We start from the raw sequence: 14035 nt of genomic DNA on the forward strand, positions 1-14035 counted from the left end.
CTCACCCCCCGCGCCGTTGTTTGGGCTTTGTCAGTTCATAGCTTTGGCGCACCATTTGCTGCAGCTCGTCCCACGGCACCTCGCTGTCCAGCAGCACGGTGTTCCAATGCACTTTATTCATGTGGTAGGCAGGCACAACACCGGAAAAGGCCGAGCGCAGAAAATCCGCGCTCATCGGCTCACATTTCAGGTTGACGCACGGATGCCCGCCGCGCTCATAGACAAACGCAAAGGACTTTCGGTTTCCCCTGTGGCGCATCACCGCCCATTCCTCATCGAACGGGTAATCCTCATAAGCATCGGGATAGGTCAGGCAGTGCGAGATCATTTCCTTCTTTGTCAAGGCTCATCCCTCCCTGCGCGTACGGAATACTGCTCCGTATAGGTCAGCACCCCATTGGGCCGCTCCGAGCGCATCAGACTGACTGTGTCAACACTTGTATCAAACGGTGCGCCTAAAATCGCACCGCGATCAACCTCTTGATGCAGGCGAACCCGCCGCGCGAGCGTAATATGCGGTGAAAAACGGCGTTCCTCCAGTCGAAAGCCCTCCGCGATGAGATTGCCGCACAGCTCCTGCTGCAGCCGGAGCAGCGCCGGGTTTTCGGCAAGGCCGATCCACCAGATGTCGCCGCCGTCGCGGCGAAAGAAGCCGATTTGATCAAAAGTCAAATTCAGAGGCACAACCCCGGTACGATCCATCGCTCTGCAGGCAGCCGCGGCTTTCTGCGCCGGAACCTCGCCGAGAAAAGCCAGCGTCAGGTGCAGATTTTCGGGCCGGGAAAAATCCCCCTGCGCGACCTCGCGCAGGCGCTGCTGCACCGCCAGAATACGTTGTTTTGTTGCATCGTCGAAATTGACGGCAAGAAACAGCCGCATAGTCATTCCTCCCCCAGCAAACTCGCCAATTTCCCGCAAAACGCCTGATCCTGCTCCGGCGAACGCTTGTGCGGCCCTTTCAGCCGGCCACCCGCGTTGCGGATCTTCTTTGCGGTATGGCGGGCGAGCAAAAGGGCGTCGATATTCTGCGCCGTATATTCCATGCCGTCCTGATTCAGAATCCGCGCGCCGCGCGCCATGCACATCGCTGCAAGGCCGTAATCCTGTGTGACGACGATGTCGCCGGGCCGCAGCAGATTGACCAGGGCAAAGTCGACACTGTCCGCCCCTTTCGAGACCACCAGTGTGCGAGCACCCGTCTTTTCAAAATGATGCGACGTATCGCACAGAATCAGGCACTCCACCCCGAAGCGCCCGCACAGGCGCACTGCCTCATCCACCACCGGGCAGCCGTCCGCGTCAATCAGAACCCTGGTCACTTTACGCTCTCCCCAAGAATTTCTCTTTGCAGCTTTTTGGTCAGCTTTTCAAACACCAGCCGGTAAGAGTCGTCGCACAACTGCCGCAGCAGCTCCGGCGGAAGTCCGCCGCCCAGATCGACCGAATTCCAGCAGCGCTTGTCAGAATAAAAGCCGGGCAGAATTTCCGCATGTTCCCGGCGCAGCAGCTCCGCGAGCATCGGGTCGCACTTCAGGTTCAGCAGATCCTTCCCCGCGTACATGGGGTTATGCTCTACTCCCGGGCACATTCTGGCCGCAAACAGCCGGTTGCCTACCTGGTAGCGCAGCCATCCCCACTCCTCTTTGAAATCTTTTGTCACGCCGGGCTTTGCCAGCAAATATTCGTCCAGCCATGGATGCTGTTCACCGTTCATTGATTCTCCCTCTTTTCTCCGGCTGCCCACAGGCGAACACGGATTGTTTGTCCGCTGGATCGGGCCATGTTTTAATAATCCAGCATGATTTTATAAATGTTGACCGGCCTGCCCTTCGGAACAATCCTTTTTTGTCCAATGATCTCGGCTTTCCCGTATTTCATCAGATTGGCCAGAAAGCGGTTGGCCGTTCTAGTGGAAATCCCAAGACGATTGATCAGATCGAGAGAAGAAATTTCATCGGAGCCCTCCTCCTTGAGGACATGGATGATTTTCGACACCGTTTCAGGAGAAAGCTTTACCTCTGACGCCACACGGTAAATATAATCGCTCTCCACATCCGAAATCACAAGATCCGCTTCGCTGCCGGGAGTCATGCAGATCATTTTGTTGTCTTCATCGATCAAAAAGCTTCGATGGTTTTCATCGCCGAAGTTCTCCCCGTGGCGCACCGCGTCCATGGCGTTCATGCGGGCCTGATAAAAATTGCGCCCGATTCCGTAGCCGATCGACCCCGAAAAGTTCAGATTTTTTTGCAGGTACGTATAAAAAGGGCACTCCAGAAAATTGTTTGTCAGCTTTGCAAGGGTGTCGCAGTCCGTGTAAATCTCGAAGCCGTCGCGGCTGTCTTTTACGGTCAGGCTGCCGCTGTAGGGGCTGACAAGCGTTAGGATTTCTTTTTTATAAGCAAGGAACTTCATCTCTGTATTGCTGTATTTTCGGGTCAGCAGTTCAGAGCAGGTGATCAGAACGTTGGCGGGGTAGCTCCTCCTGGCGCGCATCGCGTCGATCTTCGACACTACCTCTCTCACGGTGTTCGTCAGCGCGTTCTGGCTCGGGTAAATATAGTAGCAGGAATAGCCCATCCCCCGCATCCGCTCCGCCGTGGTGTAGAGATAGGTCAATGCAAAATCGATTTCTCCGTTCCGGAATTTTTTCTCCACATAATGTGAGAACCGCTTCTCCTCCTCCTCGATGACGAGGTGGCCGTAGTGGCGGAAGGTGTTGTCATACTCCCGCGCGATGGTCGCGAGCGCGTTTTTCTCAATCGCCTCCGGCAGGGTCATTTTGTCCGCCATAAAATCCACCGCAACGCGCGAAAAATCCTGCTGCCTGCGACGGATGCTCTCCCGAAGCAGGATGCGGTAAGTGTTTTCAATGTCGATATCAAGATAACTCAGGCAAGGGGTATCGCCCTGACGAAGTTCCTCCATCACATGGTTGGGAATGACGCCGCTGGTGATAATCCCCTGAAAATCCGAATGAATTTTTTCATAGATTTCGCAAAGCTGCTCGATGGTCTCATAAACAAAATATGTGATTTCAACGTTTTCAGGAAACTGCAGTTTGTGTTCCTGAAGATATGTGACAAGATGCTGTTTCAGTGGCATTGCTATCCGATAAATCACCCAGGCGCCTCTCCTTTGCATGATGGAATGGGAATCACTTTTCAAAGTGACTTTACGTAAAAATGGCGGTTTCTCCCCCTGCCAAAGGCGTAGGAAGAAACCAACAATTCATAAATGCAATATTACCGTAGCTTTAGAATACGATGATTTCGAAGACTTGTCAATAAAAGGAATTTCGAGGCCTGCCGCCTGATTCCCAGTCTGTGCGAAAGGCGAAGAAAACGCTGAAAAAGCGTCCGGCCCGGATGTAAAATCCCATCATTGATCAAATCATTCTTCAGAAGCATACAATAGCACAGGAGGTGCTTCTGTGCTTGATTTAAATACGATTCAAAATACCGCGAGAAGAATTCCGGATGCACAGGCCGTCATCAAAGGAAGCTCTGCATACCCGCAGCTGCGCGGAACCATGCGCCTGCATCAAATGGAGGGCGGCGTTCTCGTCACAGCCCTGGTACATGGGCTGCCGCAGGGGGAAGGCTCCTGCCCGGTGAATATATTCGGTTTTCACATTCACGAGGGAAAAGCCTGTACCGGAACCGACCAAGAGCCCTTCGCAAACGCCGACGGACATTTTAATCCGGGGAACTGCCCGCACCCGGCCCACGCAGGAGACATGCCGCCCCTGTTCGGCAACCGGGGCAGCGCATATTTATCCTTCTTTACGGACCGCTTCACTGTTTCACAGGTGATTGGGCATACGGTGATTGTCCATTTGCATCGGGATGATTTTACCACCCAGCCGTCCGGCGATTCCGGGCCAATGATTGCCTGCGGGATCATTGAACGAACTGGCTGGCAGCAGTGGCAGCAACCCCGATGGGGCTGTGTGATGCCAAACTGCTAAACTGAAAAACACCGACAGGAACTTCGCCTGCCGGTGTTTTTTATTCTACAGGCTGTTCAGGCTCTTCGGCCTCACCGGCAGCTTCGCTGTTCGCGCCATCATCATGCGGTTGTGTCATGGGCACAAACTGCTCCACCGGCATCACCATGACAGGTGTCTGCTCCTTGGGCACGTCGTCCGGCTCATTCCAGCTCTGCAGGGCGAAAAACATACCGGCCAACGCTACAAAGGAGGCCGTTACCCCGCAGGCGATCGACCAGCTGCGGATATCCAGCGGGCCGAGAACCATTGCCCCCAAAGCCAGAATCAGACCAAAAACAAAAAAGAATTTTGCGATTTTTTCATCGGTATCCAGCACAAGAATCACTCCTTCTGCGAGGCCAGGCAGGTATACAGCCTGGCAAACTCCTGCATTGTCAACTGCTCGGCACGCACGCGGCGGTCAAGCCCTGCATCGTCGAGAGCCTTGCCCACCGTTTCTTTCGGCAGGGACAGCCCCGCTGAAACGGAATTGAGCATCGTTTTTCTTCTTTGCCCGAACGCCGCGCGCACCAAAGAGAAAAAGCCCGCTTCATTTTCTACCCGGACAGCGGGTTCTTTGCGCAGCGTCAGACGGATGACGGAGGAATCGACATTCGGCGCGGGCAGAAAGCTGCCGCGCGACACCTCAAATAAAATCTCCGGCTCGGCGTAGTAATGCACCGCCACCGTAACCGCCCCGCATTCCCGTGTGCCGGGCTGCGCACAGATGCGCCGCGCCGCCTCCTTTTGCACCATCACGGTCAGGGAGGTGATATCGAGCCGCTCCTCGAGCAGCCGCATGATGACAGGCGATGTGATGTAATACGGCAGATTGGCGCACACCGACACCGGCATCCCGGCAAATTCGCGCTGGAGAAGCTCTTTCAGATCGAGCTTTAAGATATCGCCGTTGATTACCGTGACGTTATCGTAATCCGCCAGCGTCTCTTGCAGCACCGGCAGCAGGCGACGGTCGAGCTCAACCGAAACCACCTTCTGTGCCCGTTCGGCCAGCTCACGCGTGAGCACCCCGATACCGGGGCCGACCTCCAGCACACCGGTTTCCGGCGCGGCGCCCGACTGCTCCGCCATGCGCGGACAGACCGTGGGGTTAATGAGGAAATTTTGCCCCAGCGCTTTGCTGAAATGAAAGCCGTGACGGCCTAAAATCTCTTTGATTGTTGTGATGTTGGATAGATTGTTCATGAAACCTCCGCTTGTGTTGTGCGGCCGTGGCCGGTAATCGGACAATCGGGCAGCCGACTACTCCTGCAGCTTGTCCGGATTGAGAATAAATCGGTTGCGGTGAAAGCGGATGAGCTGCTCCTGCTGCATGCGCCCCAATTCTTTGGAAAGAGCGCTGCGGTTCACGCACAGAAAATCCGCCAGCTCTTCGCGCGAAAAGGGGATCACCGGCTCCATGGTTCCCTGCCGGCGCGCCTGATCACCGAGGTAGGCCAGCACCTTATCCCGCGTGCTCTTCTGTGAGAGGATTTCCATTTTGCGGTTCAAATACACATTCTTCTCCGCAAGCAGATGCATCATGTTGCGCAGAAGCGTGGCATGGTGCCCGCACATAGCCGGGCACGGCGACAGCAATTTTTCTGCGGAAAGACGCATCACGCGGCAGTCTGTGGAAGCGATGACTGAGACCGGACTCTGGCGAATCTGCGCGCAGGCCAGCGATTCCCCGAAAATCTCCCCCGCGGAAAACTCCGCGACGATCGACCGGCCGCCGAACAGGTCTTCCCTTACCACCTGTACCCGGCCCGACAGCACAACGCCGATCCATTCGACCGGTTCGCCTGCCAGCAGCACAATCTGATTTTTGGAATACTCCCTGACGCCGCTGTTCAGGCAGCTGATGATCGCTTCGCGATCCTGCTCCTCCACACCATGGAACAAGGCCGTGGACTGTAACATAGCATATTCCGGTTTCACGGTCTTCTCCTTTCTCCGGCAGGCTGAATCTGCATGCACGCAGGAAAACTGCAAAAAGCAACCTGTTCTCACACAGAAACAATCCTGCACTCAGTTCCCGTTCAGGGACTTCCCCGGGCCAACGAGAGCGCTCTGAAAATGCCCGCCGACAGACGAAATTACCGGGCCTGTTTCCAGATAAAACCCGGAGAGTGGGCATTTTCATTGGAGCGCCTTTACAGTAGCTATCGTCTGCGCTTATAGGGGGCGTTCCCCGAATGGATTCCAAAGGTGTCCTTTGGCGAGCCTTTGCTTACTTTCGCCTCGTTGCGAAAGTAAGTGCCCACCCCGGCATGAGGGGCAAGCCCTGTGCCAGCAGACATGCGGTTTGTCCGCAAAGAGCAAATACATTCTTTTGCACATTTTAACATAAAGCATACGCTCGTCTCAGTCTAAAAGACCAGCCCCGCATCAACAGAATTTCCCATGCCAAGGGCACAAAATTATTTTTCAACGATATTTTACGCCTATCAATTTAAAACTATTTTACCACATCGCACCAGAAAACAAAAGGCGAAGTTTTCTCCGGCAGCACCCCTCAAAAAAAAGGCTTCTGCCAAATGCAGAAGCCTTTTGATCTTTGTACAAAGTTCTATAGAAGTCCTGCCAACAGCAGCTGCTGAGTGAGCAGTGCCGCGGCGGCCGCGCCGAGTGCGACCACCAGAAGTCCCTTGCCGCGAAACGCGAGCACCATCGCCACCAGAAGCCCGGCTGCCGAAGCCGCCGTGCCGCCCGCGGAATACAGAATCTGCGGGAAGGTCATGGCCGAAAGCACCGCGTACGGCACATATGCGAGAAAGGAGCGCACAAACCGATTTTCAAGCCGCCGCTGAAACACCGCCATCGGCAGCATGCGGATCACATACGTGACCCCGGCCATCAGCAGAACGCAGGACACCACATAAGCAGTATTCATCCGGCTTCCTCCGTTTCCGCACAGTTTACCGGGTAGCGACGCGCCGCGAACGTGCAGGCGATCAGCGTGCACAAAATCGTCGCCCAGCCGGAGGAAATGCCTTGAAACAGCGGCACATAGCGGAACACACAGCTCAGCGCGGCAGAAAGCACCACCACCGTGGCCACCGGCCGCGACTGACGCGCCGGCGGAATAATAATGGCGATAAACATGCCGTAAATCATAATTCCCAGCGCGGTGCGCAGGCTCTCGGGCAAAAAGCCCGTGGCCGCCGCACCCAGAAAGGTGCCCAGCGACCAGCCGGTCAGCGGCGTGGTGATCAGCCCAGCTAGGTAGCGCGCGCCGACCATCCCCGGCTGCTGGATCGCAACAGCAAAGATTTCGTCGGTAATGCCGAATGAAAGCACAAGCCGCTGCAGCGTGGTCATTCCCCTGTCCACCTTCTGGGACAGGGAAAGCGACATCAGAAAATACCGCAGATTGATCACGAGTGTGGTAATGGCGATTTCCAGATACTTCGCGCCGTGCAGAATCAAATCAAACCCCGCAAACTGCCCGGCGGAGGTGACATTGGTGACGGAAATAAAAAGCGCCACCCAAATGGGCATCCCGCTTTGGGCCACCGTCATCCCGAACGCGAACGACACCGAAAGATACCCCAAACAGATCGGCAGACCGTCTTTCAGCCCCCGCTGAAAACTGAGATCCGGCAAATCCGGATTCTCCTCCCCAAGGCCCGCCGGATTCTCACAGCAGTCCGCAGACAAGCGTTCCCATCTCCTCGCAGCCGACGGTTTTCAGGCCCTCTTCTTTCAAATCGGGCGTGCGCGCCTTCCGCAGGGCGGCATCCACCGCCGCTTCAATGGCAGAGGCGGCCTGCGGCTGATTCAGGGAGTACCTCAGCATCATCGCCACCGAAAGGATCGTCGCCAGAGGATTCGCGATTCCCTGCCCGGCAATATCCGGCGCGGAACCGTGGATCGGCTCGTACATGCCCGGATTTTCCGCTCCCAGACTGGCGGAGGCAAGCATCCCGATGGAGCCGCTGATCATGGAAGCTTCGTCCGACAGAATGTCGCCGAACAGGTTGGAGGTGACGATCACGTCGAACTGGCCGGGATTGCGCACCAGCTGCATCGCGCAGTTATCCACGTACATATGGCTGAGCGCGACATCGGGGTATTCCGTTTTCCCGATGCGGGTCACCGTTTTGCGCCACAGGCGGGAGGAATCGAGCACGTTGGCCTTGTCGACACTGCACAGACGGCCGTTTCTCTTGCGGGCCATATCGAAGCCGACGCGGGCAATGCGCTCGATTTCAGGCACGCTGTACATTTCCGTGTCGTAGGCAGCCTCGGCCCCGTCCACCTGCCTGGCGCCTCGTTCTCCGAAATAGATGCCGCCGGTCAGCTCGCGCACGACCATCAGATCGAGCGAGGAACCGATGATGTCGGGGCGGATGGGCGAAGCGCCGCGCAGCGGCTCAAAAATGACGGCGGGGCGCAGGTTCGCGAACAGCCCGAGCGCCTTGCGGATACCCAAAAGCCCTGTTTCAGGCCGCTGGTTGCCGGGCAGCACATCCCACTTGGGGCCGCCCACCGCGCCCAGCAGAACCGCGTCCGATGCTTTGCAGATGTCTATGGTCTCCTGCGGCAGGGCGGTGCCCGCCGCGTCGATCGCGCAGCCGCCCAGCAGCGCGGGAGCGTATTCCACGGCAAAGCTGAATTTTTCCGCGGCGCGGCTGAGCACCCGCTGTGCCTGCTCTACGATTTCCGGCCCGATCCCGTCCCCTTTGAGTACGGCAATCCGATAATTCTGCATCTGTGTTCCTCCTTAAAGCTTCCATTGTTTTTATGACCTTGAGAAAGAAAAGCGATTGTTTCCCCGCTTTCGGCAGGGAAACAATGAAACATCTCTCTCAGAAATTATTGCTCGCGGTGGAAAGCTGTGCGCGGTTGATGGCGCACACGATTCCCTTGATGGATGCGAGGCTGATGTTATTGTCAAGCCCTACGCCGAACACAGTCTTGTAATCCGGGGTGGTCAGCTGAATATACGACAGCGCCTTCGAATCCGCACCCTTCGATACCGCATGCTCGTGGTACGACACAAAGCGGTAATCCTTGATTCCTACGCCGCCCAGCGCCTTGAAGAACGCATCGATCGGGCCGTTTCCGACTCCGCTGATCTGGTGATCCTCATGGTGGAAGCGCAGAACGCCTTCAAAGTGAACAGTGGTTTCGCCGTCGTCCTCGTTCTCCTCATACAGCTTGTAGCTTTTGAGGTTGTAGGGATAGCGGATCTGGAGATATTCCTTCTGGAACAGGTCGAAAATCTCCTGCGGCTGCAGCTCGCGGCCCAGATTGTCGCAGGCAGTCTGCACCACCATACCGAACTCGGGGTACATTTCCTTCGGCAGATTGTAGCCGAACATCTGCTGCATGATGAACGCAGCGCCGCCCTTGCCGGACTGGCTGTTGATGCGGATGATCGGCTCGTACTCGCGGCCGACATCCGCGGGGTCGATGGGCAGATACGGAACCTGCCATACCGGCGAGCGGCTCTTCTGCATGTAGTCCACGCCCTTTTTGATCGCATCCTGATGCGAACCGGAGAACGCGGTGAACACCAGCTCGCCCGCGTAGGGGTGCCGCTCGTGAACCTTCATCTTGGTACAGGATTCATATATCTTGCGGATTTTGTTCATCTCGGTGAAATCGAGCCCGGGGTCAACCCCTTGCGTGTACATGTTCATCGCGACGACCATCACGTCGGCGTTGCCGGTACGCTCGCCGTTGCCGAAGATGGTGCCCTCCACGCGCTCCGCGCCGGCCATCATGCCCAGCTCGGTGGCCGCCACGGCGCAGCCGCGGTCGTTATGGGGATGAATGCTGATGATCGCGCGGTCACGGCCCTTTAAATTCCGGCAGAAATACTCGATCTGATCTGCGTAGCAGTTGGGTGTGCTGCCCTCCACCGTACTGGGCAAATTCAGGATCACCGGTTTCTCCGGCGTGGCGCCCAGCTCGTCGAGCACATGCTCGCAGATGCGAACGGCGTTATCCATCTCGGTGCCGGTAAAGCTTTCGGGCGAATATTCGTAGCGGATGTTCGCGCCGCTCTTTTTGACCTCTTCCTCGGTCAGCTCGCGGATCAGCTTCGCGCCCTTGACGGCGATGTCGATGATGCCGTTCATGTCGGTATTGAACACGACCTTGCGCTGCAGCGTGGAGGTGGAGTTATAGAAATGGACGATGACATTCTTCGCGCCGGAAATCGCCTCGAACGTTTTGTGGATCAGATGCGGGCGGGCCTGCACCAGCACCTGAACAGTCACGTCGTCGGGAATCAGATTCTGATCGATTAGGGTGCGCAGCATCTCATATTCCGTTTCGGAGGCGGACGGGAAGCCCACCTCAATCTCTTTGAAGCCGATGTCCACCAAAGTCTGGAAGAACAAAAGCTTTTCATCCAGATTCATCGGGTTGACGAGTGCCTGATTGCCGTCGCGCAGGTCTACGCTGCACCAGACGGGCGCTTTGTCAATGGCCCGCTCGGGCCACTGGCGATCGGGCAGCCGAACCGGCTGAAATGGAATGTACTTTTGATAGCCTGTTACCATAATCGATCTCTCCTTTATAACATGAATCGTGCCACTTGGAAGAAACTGCCGTTTTCACAGGAAGTCACTTTTTCAGTGAACGGATGGAAAAACAAAAAAAGCCCCTGACTCAGCGATAAGCTGAGTCAGGGGCGAATTTGTGTAGGACAAACCCGCGGTACCACCCTGATTCGGAAATCCGCTCGCGCGGAAAACCCTTCAAAAGCCTCTAACAAGGCTCCGGCTGATAACGCTGCCTGCTGCGTTCGGTCTTACTGCAGTTCTTCAGACCGACGACTCCGGGATGAGCTATTCACAAAAGGCTACGCACCGGCTCGCACCAACCGCCGGCTCTCTGACTGCTTTGCCAAATGTCTTTTTCCCTTCGATGTCTTTGGGGGACCAAATGGTCTATGAAATTGCTTTTATTATATGAGGCAGTTTTCGTTTTGTCAACCCCTATTTTTCGGAGGAGTTCTCTTTTCCATAGGCGCGGTTTGCCGCCTCGCGCGCCAGATCGACCACCGTGTGCTCGCGCAAAGTGCCCTGATCGCCGTGCGGAATGGTCGCGATCACCTCCGCCACCATCGAGCGCATCCACAGCCCCGGAGTGACGCGCAGCGTATATCCGCAACCCGGTTCCGTCATCCATTCATAGGCCGAAGCACGCGGCAGACCGTAGGAAGCAAGCAGGGCCATCATGACTCCGCCGTGCGTCACCACGGCCGCGCTGGTCGTGCCGGAGCGCAGCAGCTCTTCCACCAGCTGTTCGAACGCGGAGCACACCCGGTACAAAAACGCGCGGCTGTCTTCCCCGTTCGGCGGCGCGGCCTGCTGCCCGCTCTCCATCCAGCGCAGGAACGCGGGGTCGCTCTCCAGCTCTTTGGCGGTTTTGCCCTCCCAGTCGCCGAAATCACACTCGCGCAGGCCGTCGAGCAGCACCGGCTTTGCGTCCGGATACAGAATCTGCATCGTCTGCACGCAGCGGGTCAGGGGGCTGCTGTAATACACCTGTGCCGACGGGTATTCCTGCTTCTGTTTGATTTGCAGTAATTGCTCGATTCCCTGCTCGCAAAGGGGGGAATCGGTGCTGCCGATATACTGACCGAGCACGTTTCCCTCGGCCACTCCGTGGCGGATCAAATGGATGAGATAAGATTTCATAAGATATTGCTCCTTTTTTACTTCTTCCTACGATATCTAGCGGTTTACAATCCGTTGTATTTGTTATATACTTTACAATACGTTAAAGTGCTACAAATTTCGACGGGGGTTTTCCGGCATGAACAGTAATTTTTCCAGAATTATGACATTACTGCGGAAAGAACAGGGATATAGTCAAAAAAAGGTGGCGGAAGAGCTGGGCGTGTCTCAGGCTCTGCTGTCGCACTACGAAAAGGGAATCCGTGAATGCGGGCTGGATTTTGTCGTGCGCGCCGCGGATTTTTACAATGTTTCCTGCGATTATCTGCTGGGGCGTACCCCCGACCGCAGCGGAGCGACCCTGACTGTGGAAGACATTCCCGAGCCGGATACCGTTGGAAAAGAAAATGTGATGAAGGGCAGCCTGCTGCCCGTGCTGAATAAAAAGCTGCTCGCAAACTCGCTGAACATCATTTTCAGCCTGCTGCAAAAATGCGGCAACAAGGCGCTCACCACCGAGATTTCCGCCTGTCTGACGCTCGCGGTTTACAAAGCGTTCCGGATTTTGTATTCGGCGAACCCGAAAAATCCGCAGGGCATGTTCGCCGCGCCGCCCGGCCTTGACAAGGGTCTTTCCGACGCCGCGCTCTCGATTGCCCAGGCCAACGCGGAATACGTGGCCAGCGGCGAGGACCTGGAGCAGGAAAAGGGCCTGAAGAAGGACCAGGCGCCCGCGCTTTCCCCAGAACTGATTCAGGAGCAGTACCCGCTGTTCGCCGGCTCGCTGTTCCACCTGGTGCAAAGCGCGGAGTCGCGCATGGGCCTGAAAAAGCAGGAAAAATGATTCCGTCTGCCGGTTTTGCCCGTCGGGAACTTAGCTTCTGCGAAGATTCTGGCTGCTCCAAAGCTCCAGCAGTGCGGAAAGCAGATTCCCGCCGACGATCAGATCAAAGCGGGGGCCGTTTTCATTGCGGTCAATCCGCAGCGCCTGCAGGGCGGCTACTCTGCGCCGGGACTCCGGCTGAAGCCTGAGCCGGTATTCCTCTGTTCCCACGTTCAGGCTGACCGTATAGCTTGCGGACTGCGGCTCCGGATAGGCGCTTTCGGCAAGCGCTTTGCAAAGCTGCTCATACTGATCGGGTTTAAACTGTCGAATAATCATTGCGTCGCTTCCTTTCTGAATCAGGGCAGAAGCCTTGAAAGAAAGAACGGCGTATGCTATACTATTTACGCTGTCATTTGCCTTCGGGCATCTGCCGGTTGTGGGGGAAGTGGCGTTACTTGCTAGGGTAGGCGCCGCTTCTCTTATTTTTTGAGGTCGTCATACATCTTATGGACACCACGCCGTATCACTTCCGCTTTTGATACCTCCAAGGCCTCGACACAATCGTCCAGCCTTTCGGAGGTTTCTTTATCTAGCCTTATCTTCAGCGAAATGTCCTTAGGGTTATCCGTAGGGCGACCCATTTTTTTGTTCCCCAAAAACATCACCTCACTTATTGGGGTCACTAATACTTTAACTTAATTACGTCGGTAAGTCAAGCTTATTATCGTATATTATATAAAATTATTTTATGGATATCTCTCATACGGCCTGTCTGCTGGCGCAGGGCTTGCCCCTCATGCCGGGGCGGGCACTTACTTTCGTGAAAGGACGAAAGTAAGCAAAGGCCTTCCAAAGGACACCTTTGGAATCCGTTTGGGGAACGGCCCTTGACTGTGCAAACGAAAGCTAGCCGTAAGGCGCTCCAATGAAAATGCCCACTTTCCGAGCTTCATCTGGAAACGAGCCTTGCGATTCCGTCTGTCGGCGGGCATTTTCAGAGCGCTCTCGTCGGCTCGCTGTTTTTAGGTGCGGCTTCGCCGCATTTTCTAGCGCAAGCTGGCTGCGGATGCCCCCGCGTGGGGTTTCTGCTTGCGCAGGCTTGCCCCTCGTGCCGAGGCGGGCACTTACTTTCGTGAAAGGACGGCGTTAGGCAAAGGCCTTCCAAAGGACACCTTTGGAATCCGTCTGGGGAACAAGCCCTGATTGTGCAAACGAAAGCTGTCCGCAAGGCGCTCCAATGAAAATGCCCACTCTCCGAGCTTACTCAGGAAATGAGCCTTGCAATCCCGTCTGTCGGCGGGCATTTTCAGAGCGCTCTCGTTAGCTCGGTGTTTTTTAGGTGCGGCTTCGCCGCATTTTTTTATTGGCTTACAGAGTACTTTTCGTACCATTTTAGATGGGAAAGCTTCCCTTACGCACTTGCTTCACGCGCAGGCTGTGCCTGTGCGTGAACAAGCAGCAGAGCGGGAGCCTCTCCCGGATTCCAAAGGCAGCGCCTTTGGTCGTTGAGAGGGAGTTCCAAGGGGGAGAGAATCGAAACTCTCCCCTTTGGCGAATCTTTGCTTACTTTCTTTTCGT

17 protein-coding genes and 1 other annotated feature are annotated in these 14035 nt (G+C 55.9%); of the genes, 2 read left to right on the forward strand and 15 right to left on the reverse strand.

The features are described from left to right. Position 1: 1 nt before the first annotated feature. From TY09_RS12530 to TY09_RS12550, 5 genes are all read right to left on the reverse strand, one after another. Positions 2-343: an MmcQ/YjbR family DNA-binding protein gene (locus tag TY09_RS12530; RefSeq protein ID WP_042434951.1), complete on the reverse strand. Its 342-nt coding sequence runs from the start codon at positions 341-343 to the stop codon at positions 2-4. Further along, entirely contained in the window at positions 340-879 is a 540-nt protein-coding gene (gene thpR / locus TY09_RS12535) for an RNA 2',3'-cyclic phosphodiesterase (RefSeq protein ID WP_042434953.1), read from the reverse strand. The genes TY09_RS12530 and thpR overlap by 4 nt, the downstream gene beginning before the upstream one ends. 2 nt (positions 880-881) lie before the next feature. Further along, positions 882-1319, reverse strand: coding sequence for a YaiI/YqxD family protein (locus TY09_RS12540; protein WP_042434956.1), 438 nt, complete (start codon positions 1317-1319; stop codon positions 882-884). Beyond that, positions 1316-1714: an MmcQ/YjbR family DNA-binding protein gene (locus TY09_RS12545; RefSeq protein ID WP_042434959.1), complete on the reverse strand. Its 399-nt coding sequence runs from the start codon at positions 1712-1714 to the stop codon at positions 1316-1318. The genes TY09_RS12540 and TY09_RS12545 overlap by 4 nt, the downstream gene beginning before the upstream one ends. A 71-nt stretch (positions 1715-1785) precedes the next feature. After that, positions 1786-3123, reverse strand: a complete 1338-nt coding sequence (locus TY09_RS12550; RefSeq protein WP_042434962.1) for a hypothetical protein — start codon at positions 3121-3123, stop codon at positions 1786-1788. A gap of 310 nt (positions 3124-3433) precedes the next feature. Between TY09_RS12550 and TY09_RS12555 the strand changes: the two genes are divergently transcribed. Beyond that, a complete protein-coding gene (locus TY09_RS12555; RefSeq protein ID WP_009065075.1) occupies positions 3434-3970 on the forward strand; it encodes a superoxide dismutase family protein in 537 nt (178 codons plus the stop codon). A gap of 40 nt (positions 3971-4010) precedes the next feature. On the opposite strand, the gene TY09_RS12560 is transcribed toward TY09_RS12555, so the two are convergent. The 8 genes from TY09_RS12560 to TY09_RS12595 all read right to left on the reverse strand — a co-directional run bounded on the left by TY09_RS12560 (position 4011) and on the right by TY09_RS12595 (position 11652). Continuing rightward, a complete protein-coding gene (locus tag TY09_RS12560) occupies positions 4011-4328 on the reverse strand; it encodes a hypothetical protein (RefSeq protein WP_042434965.1) in 318 nt (105 codons plus the stop codon). 5 nt (positions 4329-4333) lie between these two features. Continuing rightward, positions 4334-5197: a 16S rRNA (adenine(1518)-N(6)/adenine(1519)-N(6))-dimethyltransferase RsmA gene (gene rsmA, locus TY09_RS12565; protein WP_042434967.1), complete on the reverse strand. Its 864-nt coding sequence runs from the start codon at positions 5195-5197 to the stop codon at positions 4334-4336. Positions 5198-5254: 57 nt separating this feature from the next. Continuing rightward, positions 5255-5932, reverse strand: a complete 678-nt coding sequence (locus TY09_RS12570; RefSeq protein WP_052335646.1) for a Crp/Fnr family transcriptional regulator — start codon at positions 5930-5932, stop codon at positions 5255-5257. 631 nt (positions 5933-6563) lie between these two features. Then, positions 6564-6887, reverse strand: a complete 324-nt coding sequence (locus tag TY09_RS12575; RefSeq protein WP_042434969.1) for an AzlD domain-containing protein — start codon at positions 6885-6887, stop codon at positions 6564-6566. Continuing rightward, positions 6884-7654 (reverse strand): AzlC family ABC transporter permease, encoded by a 771-nt coding sequence (locus TY09_RS12580; RefSeq protein WP_052335644.1) that lies wholly within the window; start codon positions 7652-7654, stop codon positions 6884-6886. Before TY09_RS12580 ends, TY09_RS12575 begins: the two co-directional genes overlap by 4 nt. Continuing rightward, complete coding sequence (gene leuB, locus TY09_RS12585; protein ID WP_042434972.1) at positions 7635-8708, reverse strand: 3-isopropylmalate dehydrogenase; 1074 nt, start codon at positions 8706-8708, stop codon at positions 7635-7637. The genes TY09_RS12580 and leuB overlap by 20 nt, the downstream gene beginning before the upstream one ends. 97 nt (positions 8709-8805) lie before the next feature. After that, positions 8806-10509 (reverse strand): 2-isopropylmalate synthase, encoded by a 1704-nt coding sequence (gene leuA / locus TY09_RS12590; protein WP_042434974.1) that lies wholly within the window; start codon positions 10507-10509, stop codon positions 8806-8808. A gap of 124 nt (positions 10510-10633) precedes the next feature. After that, positions 10634-10886, reverse strand: a binding site (T-box leader). Positions 10887-10947: 61 nt separating this feature from the next. Beyond that, the gene (locus TY09_RS12595) at positions 10948-11652 is read right to left on the reverse strand and encodes a histidine phosphatase family protein (protein ID WP_009062034.1); all 705 of its coding nucleotides are present in this window, start codon (positions 11650-11652) and stop codon (positions 10948-10950) included. A gap of 118 nt (positions 11653-11770) precedes the next feature. On the opposite strand from TY09_RS12595, the gene TY09_RS12600 reads away from it, so the two are divergent. Then, positions 11771-12475, forward strand: coding sequence for a helix-turn-helix domain-containing protein (locus TY09_RS12600; RefSeq protein WP_009062056.1), 705 nt, complete (start codon positions 11771-11773; stop codon positions 12473-12475). A gap of 30 nt (positions 12476-12505) precedes the next feature. Here TY09_RS12600 and TY09_RS12605 read toward each other — a convergent pair whose 3' ends face one another. Together TY09_RS12605 and TY09_RS12610 are read right to left on the reverse strand one after the other, a co-directional pair. Next, positions 12506-12793: a hypothetical protein gene (locus tag TY09_RS12605; RefSeq protein WP_042434977.1), complete on the reverse strand. Its 288-nt coding sequence runs from the start codon at positions 12791-12793 to the stop codon at positions 12506-12508. A 143-nt stretch (positions 12794-12936) separates the two neighbouring features. Continuing rightward, positions 12937-13119, reverse strand: coding sequence for a ribbon-helix-helix protein, CopG family (locus tag TY09_RS12610; RefSeq protein WP_042434979.1), 183 nt, complete (start codon positions 13117-13119; stop codon positions 12937-12939). Positions 13120-14035: the final 916 nt, after the last annotated feature.

Origin of the sequence: Faecalispora jeddahensis, from assembly GCF_000577335.1 — a bacterium.
Lineage (GTDB): Bacteria > Bacillota > Clostridia > Oscillospirales > Acutalibacteraceae > Faecalispora > Faecalispora jeddahensis.

Excerpts from the sequence above, each read along its gene's own strand:
- leuB (WP_042434972.1), bottom strand. The coding sequence starts at position 8,708 with ATGCAGAATTATCGGATTGCCGTACTCAAAGGGGACGGGATCGGGCCG.
- TY09_RS12595 (WP_009062034.1), bottom strand. The coding sequence starts at position 11,652 with ATGAAATCTTATCTCATCCATTTGATCCGCCACGGAGTGGCCGAGGGA.
- TY09_RS12600 (WP_009062056.1), top strand. The coding sequence starts at position 11,771 with ATGAACAGTAATTTTTCCAGAATTATGACATTACTGCGGAAAGAACAG.
- TY09_RS12610 (WP_042434979.1), bottom strand. The coding sequence starts at position 13,119 with ATGTTTTTGGGGAACAAAAAAATGGGTCGCCCTACGGATAACCCTAAG.
- thpR (WP_042434953.1), bottom strand. The coding sequence starts at position 879 with ATGCGGCTGTTTCTTGCCGTCAATTTCGACGATGCAACAAAACAACGT.
- TY09_RS12545 (WP_042434959.1), bottom strand. The coding sequence starts at position 1,714 with ATGAACGGTGAACAGCATCCATGGCTGGACGAATATTTGCTGGCAAAG.
- rsmA (WP_042434967.1), bottom strand. The coding sequence starts at position 5,197 with ATGAACAATCTATCCAACATCACAACAATCAAAGAGATTTTAGGCCGT.
- TY09_RS12575 (WP_042434969.1), bottom strand. The coding sequence starts at position 6,887 with ATGAATACTGCTTATGTGGTGTCCTGCGTTCTGCTGATGGCCGGGGTC.
- leuA (WP_042434974.1), bottom strand. The coding sequence starts at position 10,509 with ATGGTAACAGGCTATCAAAAGTACATTCCATTTCAGCCGGTTCGGCTG.
- TY09_RS12605 (WP_042434977.1), bottom strand. The coding sequence starts at position 12,793 with ATGATTATTCGACAGTTTAAACCCGATCAGTATGAGCAGCTTTGCAAA.